Consider the following 22,766-nt stretch of genomic DNA (forward strand, 5'->3'; position numbering starts at 1 on the left):
TCGTGGACCTTGCCTCCGGTACAGGAGGGCACCTTCGCGCTCCCTACGGCGCAGGTCGCAGCCGTCGGCGCCTCGCATCCGGATCGTCAGCAGCCTTTGATCGACTACCTCGCCGCTGCGGCCCAGGTCGCCAGCGAGGTGCCCGGCTGGATGTCGGCGAGCCTCCACCGCAGTCTGGACGGCACTCGCCTGGTGAACTACGCGCAGAGCGAGGATCAGGACGCCGCGCAGAGGGTGTTCCAGCACCTGAAGTCCCGAGGAGTGATCGAGGGCATCAAGGCGTTCGGGCAAGCCGACCCAGGTCTGTACGAGGACTCGTTCACCCTTGATCGAGACGGTCGCTGACGCCTGTCTGATCGGTCCCGGTCAGGCGCAACGAGTCGGCCGCCACCGGAGCCGGCATCGAGACGTTGGCCGAGAGCATCGACGATCAGCACCGTTCGACTGGTCAGTTGCACGCCTCGATGGAAGAACGGCGACCAGTACCCCGTCGAGTCATACCTGTAGATGAGACTTCCGTCCATCTGGGACGGTTTGAGCAACTGCCGACATATGGCGCGAGAACCTGTCGCCGAAACTCACCGGGGTCGATATAACGCTTTCGGAACCGAATGTTGTAATTGCCGAGAAGTACCTCCATGCAGTTCATCAGGCATCGATGGGTAGCGCTCGTCATCCGGCATGATCGCGGCCATGCTGGCTTGGGTCGTCGCGACTTCACGCGCTGAGCCGGCGCACCAGTGAGGTGGGCAGTAGAACTGATGAAGGTAGCTGGGGTTCGCCGGCGAGTTCGGCGATCAGCCGCCAGGCCATGGTGCTCCCGAGCTGTTCGATGTCCTGACGCACCGTGGTGAGCGCAGGCCTGGCGTTGAGGGCCATCGCTGAGTCGTCGAAACCGATGATGGCAACGTCGTCGGGAACCCTTTTACCCCTGGCGTGCAGGACGTCCAGTGCGCCCAGTGCCATGATGTCGGCGGCGGCGAAGACAGCGTCGAGATCCGGCGCTCTGTTCAGCAAAGCGTTCATCGCACGGGCACCGCCCTCGAAGGTGAAGTCGCTGTGCACGAACAGGTCCGTCGGAATTTGCTGCTCGCCGAGACCGCGACGCCATCCACTCAGCCGCTCCATGCCGACTGCCGTGTTACTCGGGCCGGCGATGGTCGAGATTCTGGTGCGGCCGAGTGTTACGAGATGACGCGCCGCTTCGAGTGCTCCGTTGAAGTTGTCCGCATCAACGAACGGGATGTCGCCGCCTGCGAGCGGCCTGCCGCCCATCACGACAGGAAGGTCGCTCTCGCGCAGCATGCGGGGCAGAGGATCGTCGCAGTGCAGGCACAACACCAGCACACCGTCGACATGTCCGCCGGTCAAATAGGTCGCGAGGTCTTGGTTCGCGGTGTACTGGCTGGTCATCAGAAGCACGTGGATTCCCTGCCCGGCAAGTTCCGCGTGCACGCCGCGAAGCACGCTTGCGACGAACGGGTCGGTGAGCACATGACTGCCGTGGTCCTGCACCACCATTGCGATCGCGTTCGCCTTGCTGCCCGCGAGTGTCCGAGCTGCGTGGTTGGGACTGAATCCAAGGCGTTCGATCGCCCGGTTTACGGCGTCGCGAGATCGCTGGCTGACGTACGGCTCGTCGTTGATCACCCGGGAGACGGTCGACTTCGAGACACCAGCCGCATGCGCGACCTCGTCGATGCGCGGACGAGAGCGCCGGGCTTGTGCGCCCGTGGTCATGACACCGCGACGAGCGCGTTTTCGAGTGCCGCCGGCGCGTACCGTTCGGCGATCAGTTCGCTGGCGGGTGTGTCTGCAGAACCGCAGGCAGTGCCGGTGCGATGAGCTAGGGCTTCGGCCCGACGGCGGTGGCCCACGAGAAAACTCCGATGGTCGCGATGGACGAGTTCTGGCGGCGCTGCCGAGCACAAGTCTCGCGTGGCGCTCAGAGACGCGTCAACGAGCCCTGGCCGTTCCGCAACCAAAGACACAGCCGTGGTGTTGTGAATGACGCGACGTGCAGGTTGAGATTGGGCCAAGGGGCACCGGGAAAGCCCCGCCAGCAGAGCGATCACTACCGAAGCGAGTTCCGGCACGGACGCAGTCCGAGCGCTTGGACGCTGCTCTGTGGATGGCCGCGAGTCGCGACACGCTGCGGCGGACTTCGGTCCACAATGGACGTTGGTGCGCTGCGCGATGAGCCGCTCGTTGCTCCCCGCAGCGGCTTGATGCGCAGGTCAGGCCGATGAGCAGCACGGAGGCGATCACGGCGACGATGACAATGGTCCGACGGCAGGCGCCAGATCGTTCTGGGCGTGGCGTTGTCGAACGGCTCGCTGGGGCTACTGCGAGCGCTATCGTCGCGTCGTGACGTCACCAGCCCGCGCTCGTGCCACGCCGACATGGCCGGACCTGCCCGAAGCAGCCCGCGACGTCCTGATGGAAGTGCTGATCCACGGGGCCATGTCCCGAGCCGAGATCGCCCCGCGGGTGCGCCTGTCGAGAGCGACCCTCACCCGTGCGGCCAGGGCTCTGGTCGGCCACGGATTGCTGGTCGAGGGCGGCACCGAGCTGCGCTCCTCCACCGGTCGTCCCTCGGAGATCCTGCACGTCCGGGGCGAGGCTCACCAATTTCTGGGCGTGAAGCTCACCGCCGACCGCCTCTACGCCGCCGTCGCCGACCTGACCGCCACCGTGACCGACGCCGTCGACCAGCCGTTGCGCTCCACCGACCCCGCCGAGGTCGTCGCCCGGATCGCCGAGCTCGTGACCGACCGGCCTCGGTTGACCGGGATCGGTGTCACGCTCGGTGGTGTCGTTCGTGACGGCGTAGTCGTCGACGCCGGGTTCCTGGGCTGGGAGGACGTGCCGCTCGCGGAGTCGGTCACCGGGGCGACCGGGCTGCCCGTCGCCGTCGACAACGACGTCCAGGCGTTGACCTCCGCCGAGCACTGGTTCGGCGCCGGCGCGGGCGTGGAGTCGATGGTGGTGATCACCGTCGGCGCGGGTGTCGGCACCGGTCTGGTCATCGACGGCAAACTCGTCCAGGGCGCACACCGCCGACCGCCTCGCTTCGCCCACCTCCTCGTCGACCCCAGGGGACCGCAGTGCGGCTACGGTCATCGCGGCTGTGCCTCGAGCTATCTGATGAGCCACGTCATCGCGCGCCGAATCGACGGCTGCGCCACCTACGACGAGGCGGTCGAACGGGCACAGGCCGATGACCCCGAGGCCAAGCAGGTCTTCGCCGAGGCCGGCTACGCGCTCGGTGTCCTCATCGGACACGCGGCCAACTTCCTGGACCCGGCCAAGATCCTGCTCACCGGCGACGGCCTGCCCCTCTACGAACTCGCCTCCGGGCAGGTCCACGACGGCATCGAGGACACCTACGAGGACGACCCCGCCCTGATCGACCTGAACGTACAACCGTTCGACTTCGGCGAATGGGCACGCGCCGCCGCCGTGCTCGCCATCAAGGCCGCGATCACCGGCACCACCTGATCGCGCCGCTGGGGGAGCAGGAGCGGTCCGGGCGTCCGGTCAGGGCCCCGCTGCCCGGCCCGACCGGACGCCCGGTCCGCGTCGACGTCGATCAGATGGGCCTGACGTCGACCCAGAAGCGGGTGTCGTTGCTCAGGTTGGCCGAGTTGCTGTTGAGCTGGTCCCTGATCCAGTAGATGGCGGTCTTGTAGCCGTTGATGTCGCCCGTGTTGGGGTTGTTGATGCCGGTCTGACCGTTGCGGTGGCCGCCGAACCAGACCGTCATGCCGTAGGCGTTCTGGCTCTGGTGCAGGCAGGAGATGTCGGCGGTGAGGTTGCTGTTGAGCGCGGCGCCGTTGTTCCACTGGCTGGTGGTCTGGCCGCGGAACCGGTCGCACTTGCTGCGCAGCATGTACCAGTTCTGCTTGAAGATGCCGAAGTTCGCGGCGTCATCCCGCTTGTTGTCGCCGTAGGGGTAGTTGGTGTTCATGCGGTCGGTCTCCAGCATGGCCACCGCCAGGTCGAGCACGTTGCCACCCGCGTTGCGGACCTGTTGCTTGCGGCTGCCCAAGCCGCTGATGCTGTACGAGCCGCAGCGCATGCCCGATGGGCAAGCGGCTATGACGATGCCGTCGGCTGCACTGTCAGATGTCTTCTGCGCACTGGACGGGACGGCGGACAGTGCCGCTCCGGCAAGCGTCAGTCCCAAGGTGACCATGATCGCGGGAAGTCTCCGCATGTGCTCTCACTCCTTCGTGAGTCCACTCGTCAAAAGCAGGGCGGTGACGACAGGGGAGTTGTGACCGTGTCGTCTACCGGAAGCTGGGCAACTCGTCGCGGGTGATGACGTAGCTGCTGGCGTACACCTTCTGCAGGTGGGCGACCGAATTGTGCTGGGTCAGGTACTGCGAGTTCCAGGTCATGAACCACAGCCACCGGGTGTTGGTGGACTGCAGGCGGTCCGGGTCCGGGATCGGTCCGTTCTCGTGCAACGCCACCGGTACTTGGGAACCGACGGCGTTGCGCGCGGCGTTGTACATCGCGTTCTGCGGGTCGTAGTTGCCGCTCCCGGCGTAGGTGTCGGCGCCGCCGATGTCCACATAGGACCGGCCGGGGTAGAAGGATCCGTTCGGGCTGCCGTTCGTGCCGAACATCCAGATCAGGTTGTTCAGGCCCTTGGGCCGGGTCATGTAGTCGTACATGTAGCGCCAGAGCCGCACGTACTGGCCGCCGCCTTCCTTGCTCCACCAGAACCAGGTGCCACCGGCCTCGTGGAACGGACGCCAGATCACCGCGGCGCCGATGTCCTCCAACCGCTGGAGATTCGCGGCGGCGGCGTCCATGCGCTGGCGGAAGGAGGTGTTCTCGGCCGTGCCGGAGGTCAGCACGGCGTTGATGGACACGGCCATCTGGCTGCCCTCGTAGGTGTCGGGCTTCGTCGGCGCGCCCATGTGGTACGCCACCTCGGGGATGCCGCCGGAGTTCCACCAAGCGATGGCGCGGCCGACGTAGTCGGTGGTGGCCTGGTCCATGCCCCGCAGCGCCGGAAGTTTGCCGGTGTTGCGCTGGACGTAGCTCATCTCGTACTCGGGTCCACCGTTCCAAGTGGACTCTTCCTGGCCCGCGAGGATGTGGTTGCCGTACTGCGAGTGCAGGTAGCACAGGACCTTGCGCACAGCGGCGTTGGAGCCGGGGTTGACCGGGTTGACCGAACACGTCGGGTCGGGACCGGTGTCGGCGCGCCACTGCTGGTTGGTCTGCCCGTTGCAGTTCCAGGTGTTCACCAGGGTGCCGTTGGCCGTCGCGGCCCCGACCACGTCCAGGCAGAGACCGGATTGGACCGCGGTCACGGAACCGTTGGCGTTGAGCCGGAATCTCTGGTTGGGCTGTCCGGTGCTCTCCCGGATCAGCGCCCGCGCGCCCGCGGTGGTGGAGCCGTTCTCCACGTCCAGGCAACGGGTGCCGCCGAAAGTGCGCAGGTCACCGGACGCGGTGAAGTCCCATGACTGGTTGGCCTGACCGTTGCAGTCCCAGATCGCCACCGCCGATCCGGGGGTGTTGCTGTTGCCCACCACGTCCAGGCACCTGTTGGACGCCACGCTGGTCAGCGAAGCCGGTGCCGCGACTGCCGGCATGGCGCTCACCACGGCCAGGCCGGGTACCGTCAGGGCGATCGCCAGCAGCGTCCGCCCGAGTTTTCCCTTGGGGTGCATTGGATCTCCTTTGATCCAAGGTGACCGGACGCCACCGGACACCGGCAGTCGGCAAGCGACGGCGGAGGTGCCGCGCAGTGACGGCTGGCGGCACCGGATGCGGATCCGGTCACGACGAAGGGCTGACGCGGCTGACGAGCCACGCCCCTGCCTTCCGGGTCCTCGACCGGCAAAGTCCTTGCGAGACAGCCGTAAGCGGGTGCGCCGGACCAATACTGGAGAGCGTTCCTCCGGAACGTAACGCAGCAAGCCGGTTCAGAACAAGGGGTTCGGCTCAAGTTGAAACTAACTGCGGGCGAGTGCGCTTCGAGGCGGGCGGGCCAGCGGAGTCAGGTCTTGGTCCAACGCTGGTTGATGCCCCCGTTGCAGTCCCAGATCACGGTTCTGGTGCCGTTCGCGATGCCGGCGGCATCGAGGCACTTGGCGGACCCGCCGGCCAGGACGGTGCCGTCGGTGTTGACGACGAACCGCTGGTGTGCGCCTCCGTTGCAGTCCCAGATGGCCACCGCGGTGCCGTTGGCGGTGCCGCCACCGACGACGTCCAGGCACTTGGCGTTGTCGTACACGCGCAGCTCGCCGGCGGTGGTGGCGGTGAACCGCTGGTTGGGCTGCCCGTTGCAGTCCCAGATTTCGGCGAGTGCGCCGTTGGCCTGCGCGGCGCCGGTGATGTCGAGGCACCTGTTCGATCCGTTGCCGCGCAGGGAGAAACTCGTCGCGGGTTTGCCACCGCCGCTCACGATGTACATGGCTGCGCCGTGGGCAGGGACGGAGGCGCTGATCGTGCCGCCGCTGGTGCCCGTGGTGTGAGCCCACAGGTCGCGCACCGAGTAGCTGCTCGCGGGGCCGAGGCCGATCTGCGACGCCGTGCTGGAGACGGTGGCGGTGCTGCTGCCGCGGTTGAGCAGGACAACGGCGACAGAGCCGTTGGCCATGGGCTTCGTCCAGACTTCGGTGTTGCCGTTGTCCACGATCCGGTTGCCTTGGCGGCCGCCCCAGTCCTGGTTGACCCCGATGACCTCGGTGTTGGTCAGGATCGTCCTGGTCGCCTCGCTCATGGTGCGCAGGTCGTTGCCGGCGAGCAATGGCGCGTTGAGCAGGGCCCAGAGGCTGAAGTGCGCGCGGGCTTCGGTGTCGGTCAGGCCGTTGCCGACTTCCAGCATGTCGGGGTCGTTCCAGGCGCCGGGGTGTGAGGCTCCGGCGTACCGGGGCTGGGCGTCCAGGATGCCCATGACCGAGCTCCAGTTGCCTTCGATGTCCCCCGTGGTGCGCCAGGAGTGGCCCGTGGCGGCTCCCCACTGGATGACGTTGTCGTTGCCCCAGTTGCAGATGGCGAAGAAGATCTGCCTGCCGGTCCTGGCGAGGGCGTCGCGCATCGCGGTGTAGCGGGCTTCGGCGGTGCGGCCCTGGTGGTCACCGCAGTTGTCGTACTTGAGGTAGTCGATGCCCCAGGACGCCCACAGGTTCGCGTCACGCTGCTCGTTGCCCAGACTGGCCGGGTACCCGGCGCAGGTCGTCAGGCCGGCCGAGGAGTAGATGCCCAGCTTGAGGCCCTTGCGGTGCACGTAGTCCGCCAACGCCTTCATGCCGCTCGGGAACTTGGTCCGCGAGGCCACCAGGTTGCCGCTGCCGTCACGCGACATCTCCGACCAGCAGTCGTCGATGTTCACGTACCTGTACCCGGCTGCCGCCATGCCGCTGGAGACCATCACGTCGGCGGTCTGGCGGACCAAGCTCTCGTTGACGTTGCAGCCGAAGCTGTTCCAGTTGTTCCACCCCAGCTGCGGGGTACGACCGAGACCGTTCTCCAACGCCTGCGCCGGACTGGCCGGCGCCAGCGCGACCGGCACGACAGCGGCGGCGAGCACCGCCGCCAACGCGGCGCGCAGCAGTTTCTTCACGTGGGTCTCCTTGTCGGCTCCGACGGTGCTCAGGCAGCGGTCCGAGGGGCTCGGAGGGGGTAAGCGCAGCGTCACGATGATGTCGCATCGCGTTGAATGTTGTTTGAATTTGACACAAAGACATCGGGGTGTCAACGAGCCATATGGCTCATGCGATCCGAGCGGAATCAAGTGGGCAGTGAACGGTCTGCCGGAAGAGGCGCGTCGATCGGCGTGAATCGAATCGAACACAACTGTGTTCGATCGTTGCCTGATGGGCGAGGGTGTCGCACCAATCGGCAGTGAGACCATAGTTGATTTCACGATGGTACTAACCCCTTGTTCGGACCGGAAGTGCTGCGCTACGTTGCGCAAGTAGCACGCCGGGCAGCCGAGAGTCGCTGTATCACCGGTCATCGCCGCGCACGACGCCGGATTCGGTTGCTCGTCGCCCGTTTCCGGCTCCACTCCACCGTGTCGACGACGACACGCGCACCCTGGAGGCTTTCGTGGAGATCAGCCGTCGCAACTTCCTGGAGTTGGGTGCGACCGGAATCGGAGTGGCGGGCTTGTCCGCGTTGGGTGCGAGTGCCCTGGGTGTCCCCGCAGCCGGCGCCGCACCCGCAGGCCCCGCCACCGAGACCCTGTTGCTGACCGGTTCCGACGCGGACAACACCGTCCCCTGGGACTTCCAGGTGACCGAAGGGCGCAACGCCGGTGTGTGGCGCACGATCCCGACGCCGTCGAACTGGGAGTGCCACGGTTTCGGCACCTACCAGTGGGGCTGGAACCTGCGGCCCAACGAGAAGGGCCTCTACCGGCGTCGTTTCACCCCGCCCTACACCTGGTCGGGCCGACGGGTCTTCGTGGTGTTCGAGGGTTCGATGACGGACACCGAGGTGCGGATCAACGGCACCCTGGCCGGCCCGATCCACCAGGGCGGGTTCTACCGGTTCCGCTACGACGTGACGCCGTTGGTGCGGCCGGGACAGGAGAACCTGCTCGAGGTGACGGTCAGCCGGGACTCTGCGAACAACTCGGTCAACGACGCCGAGCGCCGGGGCGACTACTGGAACTTCAGCGGCATCTACCGGCCGGTGTCGCTCCAGGCGTTCCCCGCCTCGCGGATCGACAGGGTCGCGATCGACGCCAGGCACACCGGCGCGTTCCGGATGGACGTGCACCTGGCGGGGGTCAGCGCGGCGGGGCGTGTGGCCGGTCAGCTCCGGCGGCTCGACGGCACCGCGGTCGGTGGTCCGTTCTCGGTGGCGGTCTCGCCGGGGGCGACGGCGGCGACGCTGACCACTTCGGTGCCCTCGCCTCAGACGTGGACCGCGGAGACGCCGAACCTGTATCTGGTCGACGTGCAGCTCACCAACAGCGGCGGCACGCCCCTGCACGGGACGACCGAGCGGTTCGGCTTCCGCACGATCGAGGTGCGTGCCGGTGACGGCGTGTACGTCAACGGCTCGAAGGTGATCCTCAAGGGCACCAACCGGCACACGTTCTGGCCGACCCTGGGACGCGCGTCCAGCCCGCGCATGGCCCGGATGGACATCCTCCTGATGAAGGAGATGAACAACAACGCCGTGCGGATGTCGCACTACCCACCGGACACGTTCTTCCTGGACCTGTGTGACGAGCTGGGCCTGTACGTGATCGACGAGTTGGCCGGGTGGCAGAAGCGCTACGACGAGAACGTGGGCGCGCCGCTGGTCGCCTCGATGGTGACGCGGGACGTCAACCACCCGTCGATCCTCATGTGGGCCAACGGAAACGAGGGTGGCTGGAACACCGCCCTAGACGACGACTACGCCCGCTACGACCCGCAGCGACGCCCGGTGATCCACCCGTGGGCGACGTTCGGCGGTCTCAACACCGACCACTACGAGACCTACGACAGCACCCGGACCATCCTCAACGGTTCGGCGATCCACCTGCCGACCGAGTTCCTGCACGCGCTGTACGACGGCGGGGCGGGAGCTGGCCTGAACGACTACTGGGCGCTGCTGGGTGCGGGCACGCGCCGGGCGGGCGGCTTCATCTGGGCTTTCGTGGACGAAGGGCTCCGCCGCGACGACCTGGGCGGCGCCATCGACACCACCGGAAACTCCGGCCCGGACGGCATCCTCGGCCCGTTTCGCGAGAAGGAAGCCTCCTTCCACACCATCCGCGACATCTGGTCCCCGGTCCAGCTCACCAACCCCAGCTACTACACCACGACGTTCCCCGCGGGCTTCGACGGCCGGGTCAACGTCGTCAACCGCTACGACCACACCAACCTGCAGGGCTGCCGGTTCAGATGGCAGCTGCTCAGGCAGCCCGCACCGGGCACGCCGGGCACCACGCCGACCGTGATCGCGCAGGGCGCGGTCGCCGGTCCGAACACCGCGCCGGGAGCCACCGGCTCGGTCGCTCTCGGCCTACCCGGCACGTGGGCGGACGCCGACGCGCTGCGGATCGACGTCCTGGATCCCGCCGGCCGCACGATCGGCACCTGGAGCTGGCGGATCAAGAAGGCGGTCGACCTCGCGCGGCGCATCGTGGTCCCGGCGCCGGGCACCACGTCCGTCACGGAGGACAGCACCAGCGTGACCATGACCGCGAACGGCACGGTGATCACGATCTCCAAGTCGTCCGGCAGGCTGTCCCGCGTCAACCGCGACGGGACCACCGTGTCGCTCACCAACGGCCCGGCCATGGCGGTGGGCTCGGCGGCGCTGACCGGCATCTCGCACTTCCGCGACGGCACCGGCCACGTCGTGCAGGCCACCTACAGCGGCGATCTGAACCAGGTGCGGTGGCGGCTGGACTCCAACGGGTGGCTGCGCCTGGATTACCGCTACACCCGCACAGGGCCGCACGACTTCCTCGGCGTGAACCTCGACTACCCCGAGAACCGGGTACTGGGCATGACCTGGCTGGGTGACGGGCCTTACCGGGTGTGGAAGAACCGGATGCGCGGCGTGCACCACGGCGTGTGGAGCAAGGACTACAACCGGACCGCGACCGGAGCGAGCGCCTGGCAGTACCCGGAGTTCAAGGGCTACCACGCCAACACCTACTGGGCCGCGCTGCGCACCACTGAAGGCACCATCACCCTCGTGTCCGAACAGGACAACCTGTTCCTCCGGCTGTTCACCCCTGACGTCGGAGCCAGCCCGATGAGCGCCACCGCGCCGTTCCCCGGCGGAGGGATCTCCCTGCTCGACGCCATTCCGGCCATCGGCAACAAGTTCCACACCGCCGACAGCCTCGGCCCGGAAGGGCAGAAGTCCGCGGCCTCCGGCCAGTACAACCGCGCGGTCCACTTCCGTTTCACCGCCTGACGCCGGCACACCGGCCAGCCGACCGAGGCCACCACGTCAATCCCTTGTGGACATAAGGCCGTGGTAGCCGTGAACGCAGTGCGCGACAGGGAAGAGCACGCCATGGATGCTCCGAACCGCAACGACACAGCGCTCAGCACCACTGAACTCCGCACACGCGACGATGTGCCGGTCATCGAGGTCAACGGAGAGATCGAGACCAGCAACGGCGCAGCCGGTCGAAGTCCGATGGTGTCAACGGCATGCGGCCATCCAACCAGTGCGGGCCAGTCCGACCGCGGTCTGATGAGCCGCCATGCACACCCGTGCTCGCCGCGCGGCAGCTGCGTTCGAGTATCTCGGCGACGGAGTTGTCGTGGGCGCTTGAGGCGTCCAACTCCTACGTCGTTGTCCGCGTCCAAGATCAGTCACCAGGTCGACGGTTCGGGTAGCACCCCGCGACCAGTTGTAACCGCCGCAGCAAGTGCGTGGAGGCTGTCGCGGGTGAGGTCGGCGAGTGTGAGGTAGCCGTCGACCGCCATGATCAAGTCGGCCTCGGCAAGGATGGATCGCAGGACGTGCACGATGCCGTCGGTGCCGCCCAGGGCGAGGGCCTTGACGACGTCGGCGCCGGTGCGGACACCGGAGTCGAACAGGACCGGAAGTCCGTCTGCCGCGTCGATCACGCCGGGAAGGCAGTCAAGGGCGGTGCCCGATCCGGGGAGTTGGACTCCGGGCGTCAGGATCGACGCGGGCACCGGCTCCGGCAACGGCGCCCCCTGGCCGGAGTTCCTGGTCATCCGCAACGACAGGGCCGCGGCGCTGTGCCTGGTCGCCGGCAGCTCGACCGGCGGCATCACCGGCGCCGGCGTCGCCGAGATGGAAGGTCGCGGCAGGCACAGCTACGCCACGCTCACCGCCGCGCGGCCGTTCGACTACGTCGACGCCTGGAATTTCCTCGACGGCACGAGCATCCAGTTCGGGATCACCACCGAGGACGTCGTCGCGGTGTCGGTGGTGTGGCAGGACGGCAGCATGACGCCCGCGCGGCTGCACGACGGCACGTTCGCGGTGAAGATCGACCGCGGCGAGATGTGCGGCAGGCCCGGCCACCCCGACGCGGCGCCCGTGGCGAGCAACGTGGTGCGGGTGACGCTCGGCAACGGCCAGATCGTCGAAGGCCCGCTGTGCAAGCCCGCCGGGTAGGTGCCGCCCGCCAGGGCCAGTGCTGCAACAGCTACCGGGACGCGATGTTCCATCTCGGCGCGGACGAACTCATCACCACCGGGCTGTTCCCCGGCGCCTGCTGCAGATCGGCAGTCGCTCGCTGCTGGCCGCCCTTCCAGCACACGCTCCAGCCAGTCCTGGACGGGCGGGACGCCGATGATCAGCCCGATGGCGTGCTCGGCCGGGTTCAGCGTCCGCCAGCTCACGTTCGCGCCCGCCGCGCAGTAGGTGTCGTAGAGCGCCTTGGCCTGCCCGAGCGGCACCACCTCGTCGGCTCCGGCGTGCGTGAGCAGCACGGGCACATCCGGAGACGTGCCGCCGAGGCTGTTCTCCATCAGCCGCGCCCGCCAGAGCGGGTTGTTCAGCGGGTTGGCGGTGGTGTACTCCGACAGGCGGTGGAACGCCGCGGCCAGGAACGCCGGACCCGGCGGCAACAGGCACTCGTACCGGATGCTGTTGACCATCGCGCGCCCTTGGGCGTTCAGGTACCGGTTCAGGTCCAGCTCCGAGTAGGCGGTGTCGAACCCGACGGACGCCATCAGCAGCATCCCGGTGAACGGACCGCCGTCGGCCCCCGCGGCGATGCCGGCCATGTCCGCCGGGACACCGCCGGCCGCGACCCCGCGCACGTCGAGTTCTGGGGCGTAGTCGTCCTTGAGCTGGGCCGCCCACGCGGCGGAGGCGCCGCCTTGGGAGTAGCCCTGGATGCCCACCGGCCCGGCGGCCGGGAGCTTCGCGGGCGCCAGGCGCTGGGCCGCGCGCACCGAGTCGAGCACCGCGTGCGCGGCGGAGTGGCCCACCAGGTAGGTGTGGTCGCCCGGCGTACCGAGGCCCTCGTAGTCGGTCACCGCGACCGCCCAGCCGCGCTGGAGCGCCGCGGCCACCGCGAAGCCCTCGTAGTCGGTGCCGATCGTCAAGCCGCGGCTGGGCGCGCACTGGTCACCCATGCCGTGGGTGCCGATCGCGTAGGCGACGATCGGCCGGGGCCCGGCGTACCTCGCCAGCGGCACCAGGATCGTGCCGGAGACGGAGATGCGCTCGCCGGTCGCCGACGTGCTCAGGTAGAGCACCTGCCACGCCTTGGCGCTGGAGGGCACCAGCGGCAACGGGTGGAACGCGACCGGCCTTGACCTGATCACGTCGCCGGGCTTGCCCGCCGGCAGCGGGGACGGTGGGGTGAAGAACGAATCGGCCGGCGCCGGGGCGGACGTGGCCGGGGCGTCCGGCTCGGCTCGCGCCGTGCCGGTGTGGGCCGTGAGGAGCAGACCCGTGATCAGGGCCAGTGCCGCGAGGCATCGCGGACGGCCGGGCAGGGGGATCGACATCACTCACTCCGATGGTCGGGTGGTGCTGTGAGCAGGGCCTTGATCACGACAGTGCTGATGTGGTCGACGAGGGCGTCATGGCGCAGGTCGATGTCACCCGCGCGCCACGCGGCAATGAGGTCGAGCGCGCCGCCGGAGAGCATGAGCATCGTGGCGCGCAGCTCCTCGACCGGCGCTGATTTCGGGCCGAGCGCGCGGGCGACCTCGTTGGCGGTGAACTCGGCGGCGGCCACGAGAAGCCGTCCACGCCACCGCGTCGCCGGGCCGACGACGTCGGTCTCGCCCAGCAGGAGCTGGCCGAGCGGCTCGTCGCCGGCCACGAAGTCGACCAGCGCCGCGACGGCAGCCTTCACGTGCGCAAGCGGGAGCGACTTGGCGGGCAACCCGGTGCGGGCGGCGAGCATGGCGGCGGCCAATCGGTGCCGCGCGACGTCGAACAGCTCGGCGAGCAGCGCGTCCCGGTCCAGGAAGCTCTCGTAGAAGTAGCGCTGGTGCAGCCCGGACCGCTCGCAGACCGCGCGCAGCGTGACCGCGGCCGGGCCGCCTGTGGAGAGCAGCCCGATCGCTGCCTCGACCAGCTTGGTATGGCGGCGCCGACGGCGTTCCTCCCCACTCACCCCGCCGTAGCGGCGAGCGGGCTCGTCAGTGCTCACCGCGCCACCGGATCTCTGGAAGTTGTGGCACGGGACACATCTGGATACGCATGTATCCAAAATGGGCGCACAGGACTGCGGTGTCAACGGTTCGAGCTCTTCTTGCCCCCGGCTGTCTCTACATTCGGCCATCCGGTGCGCCCGAGACGAGCTTGGAACACAGGCCCCAGCTGGTCTGACGACAACGAGCGCCCGGCGGTTTCTGCTGCCGGGCGCTCGCCGCGTTGATCACCTTCGAGGGCCGGTGGTCTGAGCCCTGGAGACAGTCAAGGGTGTAGGAGCTGGAGACCTGATGGTCGACACCGCCGGGGAGGGCCGTCATCCATCTCCACGATGCTGACGTGAGGTGGAGTCAGCGAATCAGACTCCCAGCCTGCCGCGCGTGCGCGCGAGTGCGTTCCTGGAGCTTTGAGCAGCCGCAGCAGCCTGGAAAGCCGCCCAGCTGCCAATGGCCTGGCGCATCACGGTGATCGTGGCGTTCTCGACAACCCAGGTTTCCGCACGCCGGATGCCCGGACCGAGCTGTCCGGCCGAGGCTCCCGAGACGACACACGCAGTGAGCACATCGCTGATCGCCAGGTCGGTCTTCGGCTTGTCCGGCGTGATCCTCTGCGTCACGTAGGTGCCCGCCACACCACCAAGACATCCGCCCACGATCGCCGCGACGACAGAATCCGTACCCCCGGTGACCGCCGCGACGGCAGCCGTCGCGAAGGTGGCGACCACGAGTGCGACGGCGAGGCCGGCGAGCGTGGCGAGTACCTGCTGCGCCCACCGCGGGACCGAAGCCAGGTTGCGGCCCTTGTGCGGCTCCACCTTCTGGGCGATGCAGTTCTGGGCCGCGACCCCTCGAAGGTCGCTGTACGCCGTCACAGTGACCGTGTCGTTCGATTGCGACACGTGCGTCTGCATGCGCACGTTGCCGACTTCCGTGCCGTTCTGCCGGCCGTACGCCTTGGCCAGGTTCTCGGCTTCGCGGACGCTGCTCGCGTTGACGCGGTAGGTGTGGCCGACCCGGCATCCCTTCCCGTTGACAGCGAGCACGAACTCGTCCTGCTTCACGGCCACCGAGTGCGGTGGCGCCGCCTGAGCGGTGCCCTGAACCAGTCCGGCGAACACTGCCGACGTGGCGACGAGCACGACGGCGGAACGGCGAGCGGCGACCATGGCCGGACGTAGCCGATCACGATGCGGCGAAGCGGGAGTGTCGATGACGTGCACGACTGATCCTCCTGAGACAGGGCTGCGCGCCAGCCGGCGCGCCTGCATTGGATGGAGTGCGAACCTGCGGGCCTCGGCTTCGATCGGGAGCGACGAAGCGGGTGAGGGCCCCAGCCATTCGGGTTCGAGCAGTGGATGAACGGCTGGAAGTTGTGACGGGGAGAACGCTATGCAGCTCGACCTTCGTCCACATCGGCCACTTCGCCCGGTTCTGCGATCTGGTCGAGCGGGAGACCACGCGGCACGCGTCCACCACATCAGCCAGCTGGCTGATTTCTCGCTGCCGGCCCTCGCCGGGACGACTGGATCGGCGCTCCGATCAGTGCTGACGTGCGCGCTCTGTTCGACCTCGGGCTTCGGCTTCGGCTGGCCGTCGCGCGGGCGATCGCGCCGACCGTCGAACCGAGCGGAGGCTCACCCGCCCAGACGACGATCCTGTCTCCGGCGTCGTATCGCCGCACTCCGTCGAATTCGAAGTCGATCGACGTCGAATCGCCGTCCGGACTGTTCTGCCGAGTGCGGACGCGGCATCGTGAGCAGCCGACAGGGACGCGGACCCGGCGAAAACACGCCGGCTACCACTCCTCAAGGCCTCCGGGTAGGCGGTGAGACGCGGACAGGTGAGCCGACTTCGTTGTGCGGCGGGCGGATCACGCGCTGGGTGGGGTGATCATCGCTGGTTCGTCGGCCGAGAGGTTCTCGGGCAGTCGCTGTGTCGCGTGCAAGGGCACGAGTTCGGACTGCAGCACCATGGCGGCGGCGCCGATCGCGGGGGCTGTTGCCGCTGTGTGGGAGAGCCGCACGTCGACGGTGTGCACACCGCGCGCGAAGAAGCTTCGGTCCAGATCCTCGCGAACGATCGGCAGGTACACCGATCCGGCGACGGCGAAGCTCGGTCCGGTGAGGACGATGAACTCCGCGTCCATGACGTTGGCCAGCGTGCGGGCGGCCACCGCCACGTACCGCGCGGAGCGTTCGAGGATCGCGGTGGCCTGCGGCTCGCCCTGCCGCGCTGCCCGGCTCACCGCCGCGAAGTCCGCGGCCAGCGAGTGGTGGGATCGGCTCGTACCGACGAGGCGGGCGAGTGCCGGGTCCGCGCGCGCCGCGGCGACGACGGCGCCGGGGCCTGCCAGTGCCTCGATGCATCCGCGCGCTCCGCACCAGCATTCAGGACCCATGATGTCGACGCAGACGTGCCCGATCTCGCCGGCGTTGCCGCTCGTGCCGCGGTAGGTGATGCCGCCGATCACGATGCCCGCGCCGATGCCGGTGCCCATGTAGAGCGCGGCGGAGGTGGAGGCGCTGCCCATGCCGCCCGACCAGTGCTCACCGAGCGCTGCCGCGGTGGCGTCGTTGTCCAGCACCACGGGCAGGCCGGTCGCCGTCGAAAGTTCGAGGTCGACGGGATAGTCCTCCCACTGGCGCATCGCGGGCGGGGTGAGGGTCATGCCGGTGCTCGCGCCGAGTGGACCGGGGGACACCAGTCCGAGCCCCAGCACCTGACCCGGCTCGACGCCGACCCTGGCGACGAGTGCGGCGACCTCGTCGGCCATGCGCCTGACGATCACGGACGGTTCCCGGACTCCGGCTCCCGGCCTGGAGATGCGCGCGACCACGGCGCCACCGAGATTCGTCAGCACGTAGGTGATGCGTCCGTGGTCGAGGTGCACGCCGACCGCGTAGCGCGAGTCGTGGTTGAGCTGGAGGAGCACCCTGCGTTTGCCACCGGTGGACTCGGCATGGCCCGTTTCCACCACGAGGCCCTCGTCGAGCAGTTTGCGGACCGCGATGGAGATCGTCGCACCGGTCAGGCCGGTCGCGTTGATCAGTCCGACCCGGCTGATCGTGCCCGCCGCTCGGATGACGTCCAGCACCGCGGCCTTGCTGCTCGCATGCGGGGTGGTGCGTGCCGGGGCGTTCACGGTCACCTCCGCGTAGTCACTTCACCTGCTGATCAAAGGCTAGCAACCAGCGCTGCTGGCGCCACGCGTTAGCACCAGTGAACCAGCAGGTATTGACTTTGTTTCTTCATCTACTTAAGAATCTCACCTGATGGTGTGATCCAGCCCACTACGCTCCCTCGGTGAGAGGACCCTCGATGTCCCCGAAGTCACAGCGGGTGCGCGTCGTCGCAGCCGGCTTGGCGTTGCTCGGCCTGGTGGCGACCGGATGCGGCTCGTCGACCGGCACCAGCTCGGCGGACGCCGAGACGCTGATCGTGTTCACCGGGCAGTCCGGTGACTACCAGGGCAACTTCAACCCGTACTCGCCGACCGTCAACGAGGGTCCCGGCACCATCTTCGAACCGCTGTTCTTCTTCAACGCCGTCAAGCGCGACGCGAAGCCGAAACCGCGGCTGGGCAAGGAGTTCTCCTGGAACGCCGACGGCACGGAGCTGTCGGTGACGTTGCGGGACGACGTGAAGTGGTCGGACGGTCAGAAGTTCTCCGCGAAGGACGTCGTGTTCACGCTCGACATGGTGCGCAAGAACAACACCATGAACTCGACCGGCTACCGCGGTACGGCGACAGCCGTCGACGACACGCACGTCGTCGTCAAGTTCGACGAGCCCGCGTTCATGGAGGGCCCGCAGGTGCTCGGCAGGCTCTGGATGGTTCCCGAGCACCTGTGGAAGGACCTCGCCACGCCGGCGACCGACCCGATCAAGACGCCGGTGGGCACGGGACCGTTCCAGCTCGACGAGTCCAAGGCGCAGGCCATCACGCTCAAGTCGAACCCCGGCTACTACGGCGGCGAGCCCGCCGTGAAGAAGGTCCGCTACCTCTCGCTGTCCGGCAACCAGGCCGGTGCCGACGCGCTCAAGGCCGGCAAGATCGACTGGCAGACCGGGCCGGTGCCGGACATGAAGAACGTCGAGAAGAACTACCCCGGCTACAAGGCCATCACCATCCCGCAGAACCAGACGGCGCTGTTCACCTGCTCCAACGCCGAGCTCGGCTGCGCCGGCCCGCAGACCGATCCCGCCGTCCGCAGGGCGATCTACCACGGCCTCAACCGCGAGCAGCTCAACGCGCTCGCGTTCCAGGACACCTCGAGCGAAATCTCGCCGGGATTCGCCCTGCTGGAACGGGACCAGCCCTACATCTCCGCGAAGTTGAGGGACAAGTCCGCGCCGATGGGCGCCGACGTGGCGAAAGCGACCCAGCAGCTCGAGAGCGCGGGCTACGCCAAGGGGCCCGACGGCATCTACGCCAAGGACGGCAAGCCGCTGTCGCTGACCTTGAAGGTCGTGTCCGGCTGGACCGACTACATCACCGCGGTCAACACCATCGGCCAGCAGCTGCAGCAGGTGGGCATCAAGGTGACACCGCAGCAGCTCTCCTGGAACGAGTGGTCGGAGCAGCGCAACCAGGGCAACTACGAGCTGTTGATCGACGCGGTCGACCAGGGGCCTGCGGCGGACCCGTTCTACACCTTCAGCTACTTCTTCGACAGCAGCAACACGGCGCGGGTCGGTGAGACGGCGAACCCGAACTTCGGCCGGATGAAGGACGCCCAGGTCGACGCCGCGCTGGCCGCCCTCAAGCGCATCAACCCCGAGGACACCGCTACCCGGCAGCCCCACTTCGACGTCATCCAGACCCGGATCGAAGAGGTCATGCCGTACATCCCGGTGCTCACCGGTGGCACCACCAGCGAGTACAACGCGAAGAAGTTCACGGGCTGGCCGACCCAGGACGACCTCTACGCGTTCCCGGCGATCTGGTCGCGGCCCGCGCACTCCGAGATCTTCATGAAGCTCAAGCCAGCGGGCAAGTGACGAACCGATGGCGTACTACGGCAGGAAGTTGTTGTTCTACTTGGCCGCACTCTGGGCGGCGGTGACGCTGAACTTCATCATCCCCAGGCTCATGCCGGGCAACCCGGTGGACATCCTGCTGGCGAAGCTGCAGCAGCGCGGTGGCTCGGTCGACCCGTCCGTGCGGCGCTCGTACGAGCTGCTGCTCGGCACCGGCGGCGGCGGGTCCGCGGTGAGCGAGTACTTCGCTTATCTGGGCAACCTGGCCCGTGGTGATCTCGGCATCTCGGTGAGCGTGTTCCCGTCGCCGGTGTCCGAGGTCATCATGGCCTCGCTGTGGTGGACCGTCGTGCTGGTCGGCATCGCGACGCTGCTGTCGTTCCTGCTGGGGGTGGCGCTCGGCGCCCTGGTCGGCTGGCGGCGCGGCACCTGGCTCGACAACCTGGTGCCGTCGACCACCGTGCTCGCGGCGGTGCCGTACTTCTGGCTCGCCCTGCTCCTGGTGGCGCTGCTGTCGTCGGCACTGGGCTGGTTCCCGTTGCTCGGCGGGTACGACGTGGTGCTCTCGCCCGGCTGGAACGCCGAGTTCCTCTCGTCCGCGATCTACCACGGCACGTTGCCCGCGCTGACCATCGTCCTCTCGTCGATCGGCGGCTGGCTGCTGGGCATGCGCAACATGATGGTGTCGGCCATGTCCGAGGACTACGTGCTGACCGCGCGGGCGAAGGGGTTGCGCGGTAGCCGGGTCATGATCCGCTACGCGGCGCGCAACGCCGTCCTCCCGTCGGTGGCCGGCTTCGCGATCTCGCTGGGTTTCGTGGTCGCCGGCTCGATCGTCACCGAACAGGTCTTCTCCTATCCCGGCATCGGGTCGCGACTGCTGCAGGCGGTGCAGAACAACGACTACGCGTTGATGCAGGGCATCTTCCTGGTGATCACCATCGCGGTGCTCGGCGCCAACCTGGTGGTCGACGTCATGTACGCCCTGATCGACCCCCGAACCCGCGTGAGCGGCTGAGAGGAGCTGGCCGTGACCAACATCAGCACAGCCACCACCCTGTCCGCCGCCCCGGCTTCCCGCGCGGGCTGGCGGTCGATGCTGCCGCGCTGGACGCCGAAACTCGGTGTCGGACTCGGCCTGATCATCGTGATCACCCTGTTCGGACTGCTCGGGCCGCTGTTCGCGGGAGACCCGGACGCGGTGCGCGACATCGGCCTGACCCCGCCGGGCGGTGAGCACCTGGTGGGCACCACCCAGACCGGGCAGGACGTGCTCGCCCAGCTGACCCACGCCACCAGGGGCTCGTTGCAGATCGGCCTGCTCGTGGGCGTGATGGCCACGATCCTGTCCGCCTTCTTCGGGATCATCGGCGCCTACGCCGGCGGCTTCGCCGACGAGTTCTTCTCGTTGTTCTCCAACGTGATGCTGGTGATCCCGGGCCTGCCGCTCGTCATCGTCATCGCCGGGTTCGTGCCCGCCGACCAGCGCGGGGCGTGGACGATCGCGATCGTGCTGGCGGTCACGAGCTGGGCCGCGTCGGCCAGGGTGCTGCGGGCGCAGACGCTGTCGCTGCGCAACCGCGACTACGTCGCCGCGGCGCGGGTGGCGGGGGAGAAGTCGTGGCGGGTGATCACGGTGGAGATCCTGCCCAACCTGTTGCCGCTGCTGGCCTCCCAGTTCGTGTTCGCGGTCATCGCGGCGATCCTCGGCGAGGCGGGGCTGTCATTCCTCGGGCTCGGGGCGTCGAACTCCTCGACGCTGGGCACGATGCTCTTCTTCGCCCAGAACGGATTCGCGCTGCAGCTCAACGCGTGGTGGTGGTTCGTCCCACCTGGACTCATCATCGCGTTGTTCGGTTGTGGCCTCTCGCTGGTGAACTTCAGCATCGACGAGATCATCAACCCCAAGCTGCGGGACGTGCCGCTGCGCGCGAACGAGGCCCCCGTGGCCTCGAGGGCGGTACCGGCCGCGCGCACGAAGGACGCGGTGCTCACCGTCGAGAACCTTTCCGTTGTCTACCAAGGACCTGCCCCGGTGCACGCCGTGCGGGACGTGTCCTTCACCCTGCGCCGCGGTGAGATCCTCGGCCTGGCAGGGGAGTCGGGATGCGGGAAGACCACCCTGGCCTACGCGGTCAACCGGCTGCACCGGCCGCCGGCCGAGGTGACGTCCGGGTCCGTGACCTTCCACGACCACGACGGCGCGGACGTCGACGTGCTGGCGCTGGCACCCGAAGAACTGCGTGCGTTCCGCTGGTCGAAGCTGTCCATGGTCTTCCAAGGTGCGATGAACGCGCTGAACCCGGTGACGACCATCGGCGCGCAACTCGACGACGTGTTCACCACGCACCGGCCGGACATGTCCCGCGACGATCGGCGGCAGCGGTGCGCCGACGTGCTGGAACTGGTCGGTGTCGACCCGCGGCGCCTCAGCTCGTTCGCGCACGAGCTGTCCGGCGGGATGCGGCAACGGGTCATGATCGCGATGGCACTGCTGCTCGACCCTCAGGTCATGATCATGGATGAACCGACGACGGCGCTGGACGTCGTGGTGCAGCGCGGCATCGTGCAGGAGATCCTGCGATTCCGCGACGAGCTGGGCTTCGCCGTCGTCTTCATCACCCACGACCTACCGCTGCTGCTGGAGATCAGCGACCGGATCGCGGTCATGCGCGACGGCCGGGTCGTCGAGCTCGGCACGGCGGAGGAGATCCACCGAGCGGCCGAGCACCCCTACACCCGCGAGCTGCTCGACGCTTTCCCGAGCCTCACCGGCGAACGAGGCGGGTTCGTTCGTGACGCGAAGCCGTTGCTGCACGAAGGAGGAGTGCGATGACCACGCTGCAGGCGCGCGACCTGGTCAAGAGCTTCACCGTGCGCAACGGGATGCGCCGCACGACCCTGCGCGCGGTGGACAACGTCTCCTTCACCCTCGAACCCGGCAGGACAGTGGCGCTCGTCGGCGAGTCCGGCTCCGGCAAGTCGACGATCGCGCGGATGATCGCCCGCCTGGAGCGACCCACCTCGGGCGACATCGTCGTCACCGACTCGGACGGTGCGCCGGTGCCGGACCGCGATTACCGGCACCGCGTGCAGATGGTGTTCCAGGACCCGTTCGCCTCGCTCAACCCGTTTCACACGGTCGAGCACCATCTGGTGCGTCCACTGCTTCTGCACAGCAGGGCGCGTGGACGTGCGGAGTCGGCCCTGCTGGCAGAGGAACTGCTGGAGCGGGTGACTCTGTTGCCGCCCCGCGACTTCCTCCAGCGGCGGCCCCACGAGCTGTCCGGCGGCCAGCGCCAGCGGGTGGCGATCGCCCGTGCCCTCGCTCCGGGCGCGGAGATCCTCGTCGCCGACGAACCGGTGTCCATGCTGGACGTCTCGATCCGGCTCGGTGTGCTCAAGCTCCTCGCCCGGCTGCAGCGCGAGGAGAACCTCGCCGTCCTGTACATCACGCACGACCTGGCGACGGCCCGGCACTTCTCCGACGAGATCCTGGTGCTGTACCGGGGCAGGGTGGTCGAACGCGGACCGGCCGACGCGGTGATCCTCGAGCCCCGCCACCCCTACACCAAGCTGCTCGCCGCGGCCTCGCCGAATCCCGAGGCCCGCGGGCGCACGTTCGACTCGGACGCGAAGTCGTGGCGGAGGCTGGCGCCGCTGCGGCGTACGACCACCACACGGGTCGATGGGAGGGCGCCG

15 protein-coding genes and 1 pseudogene are annotated in these 22,766 nt (G+C 68.2%); 7 read left to right on the forward strand and 9 right to left on the reverse strand.

Annotated features, from left to right (window positions below; translation table 11 throughout):
* The first annotated feature begins 9 nt into the window (after positions 1 to 9).
* Complete coding sequence (locus IEY88_RS16920; RefSeq protein WP_189155713.1) at positions 10 to 345, forward strand: antibiotic biosynthesis monooxygenase family protein; 336 nt, start codon at positions 10 to 12, stop codon at positions 343 to 345.
* Between the two features lie 372 nt (positions 346 to 717).
* Here the strand turns inward: IEY88_RS16920 and IEY88_RS16925 are convergent, their stop codons facing one another.
* Positions 718 to 1,740 carry a LacI family DNA-binding transcriptional regulator gene (locus IEY88_RS16925; protein ID WP_189155714.1) on the reverse strand — a complete coding sequence of 341 codons (1,023 nt, stop codon included), beginning with the start codon at positions 1,738 to 1,740 and terminating at the stop codon, positions 718 to 720.
* Positions 1,741 to 2,367: 627 nt separating this feature from the next.
* On the opposite strand from IEY88_RS16925, the gene IEY88_RS16930 reads away from it, so the two are divergent.
* Positions 2,368 to 3,501 (forward strand): ROK family transcriptional regulator, encoded by a 1,134-nt coding sequence (locus IEY88_RS16930; RefSeq protein WP_229693459.1) that lies wholly within the window; start codon positions 2,368 to 2,370, stop codon positions 3,499 to 3,501.
* Between the two features lie 91 nt (positions 3,502 to 3,592).
* On the opposite strand, the gene IEY88_RS16935 is transcribed toward IEY88_RS16930, so the two are convergent.
* The 3 genes from IEY88_RS16935 to IEY88_RS16945 all read right to left on the reverse strand — a co-directional run bounded on the left by IEY88_RS16935 (position 3,593) and on the right by IEY88_RS16945 (position 7,591).
* Positions 3,593 to 4,219 (reverse strand): lysozyme family protein, encoded by a 627-nt coding sequence (locus tag IEY88_RS16935; RefSeq protein ID WP_189155715.1) that lies wholly within the window; start codon positions 4,217 to 4,219, stop codon positions 3,593 to 3,595.
* Between the two features lie 73 nt (positions 4,220 to 4,292).
* Entirely contained in the window at positions 4,293 to 5,693 is a 1,401-nt protein-coding gene (locus tag IEY88_RS16940; protein ID WP_229693460.1) for a glycosyl hydrolase, read from the reverse strand.
* Positions 5,694 to 6,022: 329 nt separating this feature from the next.
* A complete protein-coding gene (locus IEY88_RS16945; RefSeq protein ID WP_189155716.1) occupies positions 6,023 to 7,591 on the reverse strand; it encodes a ricin-type beta-trefoil lectin domain protein in 1,569 nt (522 codons plus the stop codon).
* 488 nt (positions 7,592 to 8,079) lie between these two features.
* Between IEY88_RS16945 and IEY88_RS16950 the strand changes: the two genes are divergently transcribed.
* A complete protein-coding gene (locus IEY88_RS16950) occupies positions 8,080 to 10,899 on the forward strand; it encodes a glycoside hydrolase family 2 protein (RefSeq protein ID WP_229693461.1) in 2,820 nt (939 codons plus the stop codon).
* A gap of 407 nt (positions 10,900 to 11,306) precedes the next feature.
* On the opposite strand, the gene IEY88_RS16955 is transcribed toward IEY88_RS16950, so the two are convergent.
* From IEY88_RS16955 to IEY88_RS16975, 5 genes are all read right to left on the reverse strand, one after another.
* On the reverse strand, positions 11,307 to 11,735 hold the full coding sequence (locus tag IEY88_RS16955; protein WP_373294123.1) for an alpha-hydroxy-acid oxidizing protein: 429 nt from the start codon (positions 11,733 to 11,735) through the stop codon (positions 11,307 to 11,309).
* Between the two features lie 78 nt (positions 11,736 to 11,813).
* Complete coding sequence (locus tag IEY88_RS16960; RefSeq protein ID WP_189155717.1) at positions 11,814 to 13,430, reverse strand: lipase family protein; 1,617 nt, start codon at positions 13,428 to 13,430, stop codon at positions 11,814 to 11,816.
* The gene (locus IEY88_RS16965; RefSeq protein WP_189155718.1) at positions 13,430 to 14,083 is read right to left on the reverse strand and encodes a TetR/AcrR family transcriptional regulator; all 654 of its coding nucleotides are present in this window, start codon (positions 14,081 to 14,083) and stop codon (positions 13,430 to 13,432) included. The genes IEY88_RS16960 and IEY88_RS16965 overlap by 1 nt, the downstream gene beginning before the upstream one ends.
* Positions 14,084 to 14,443: 360 nt before the next feature.
* Entirely contained in the window at positions 14,444 to 15,304 is an 861-nt protein-coding gene (locus tag IEY88_RS16970) for a hypothetical protein (protein WP_189155719.1), read from the reverse strand.
* Positions 15,305 to 15,954: 650 nt separating this feature from the next.
* Positions 15,955 to 17,226 (reverse strand): ROK family protein, encoded by a 1,272-nt coding sequence (locus IEY88_RS16975; RefSeq protein WP_189155720.1) that lies wholly within the window; start codon positions 17,224 to 17,226, stop codon positions 15,955 to 15,957.
* Between the two features lie 176 nt (positions 17,227 to 17,402).
* On the opposite strand from IEY88_RS16975, the gene IEY88_RS16980 reads away from it, so the two are divergent.
* From IEY88_RS16980 to IEY88_RS44270, 4 genes and pseudogenes are all read left to right on the forward strand, one after another.
* Positions 17,403 to 19,085 (forward strand): ABC transporter substrate-binding protein, encoded by a 1,683-nt coding sequence (locus IEY88_RS16980; RefSeq protein ID WP_189155721.1) that lies wholly within the window; start codon positions 17,403 to 17,405, stop codon positions 19,083 to 19,085.
* A 7-nt stretch (positions 19,086 to 19,092) separates the two neighbouring features.
* A complete protein-coding gene (locus IEY88_RS16985) occupies positions 19,093 to 20,082 on the forward strand; it encodes an ABC transporter permease (RefSeq protein ID WP_189155722.1) in 990 nt (329 codons plus the stop codon).
* Between the two features lie 12 nt (positions 20,083 to 20,094).
* Positions 20,095 to 21,900, forward strand: a complete 1,806-nt coding sequence (locus IEY88_RS16990) for a dipeptide/oligopeptide/nickel ABC transporter permease/ATP-binding protein (RefSeq protein WP_229693462.1) — start codon at positions 20,095 to 20,097, stop codon at positions 21,898 to 21,900.
* A gap of 50 nt (positions 21,901 to 21,950) precedes the next feature.
* Positions 21,951 to 22,640 (forward strand): annotated as a pseudogene (locus tag IEY88_RS44270) (ABC transporter ATP-binding protein); the annotation flags it as partial.
* Positions 22,641 to 22,766: the final 126 nt, after the last annotated feature.

This window comes from Lentzea pudingi (assembly GCF_014646255.1).
Taxonomy (GTDB): domain Bacteria; phylum Actinomycetota; class Actinomycetes; order Mycobacteriales; family Pseudonocardiaceae; genus Lentzea; species Lentzea pudingi.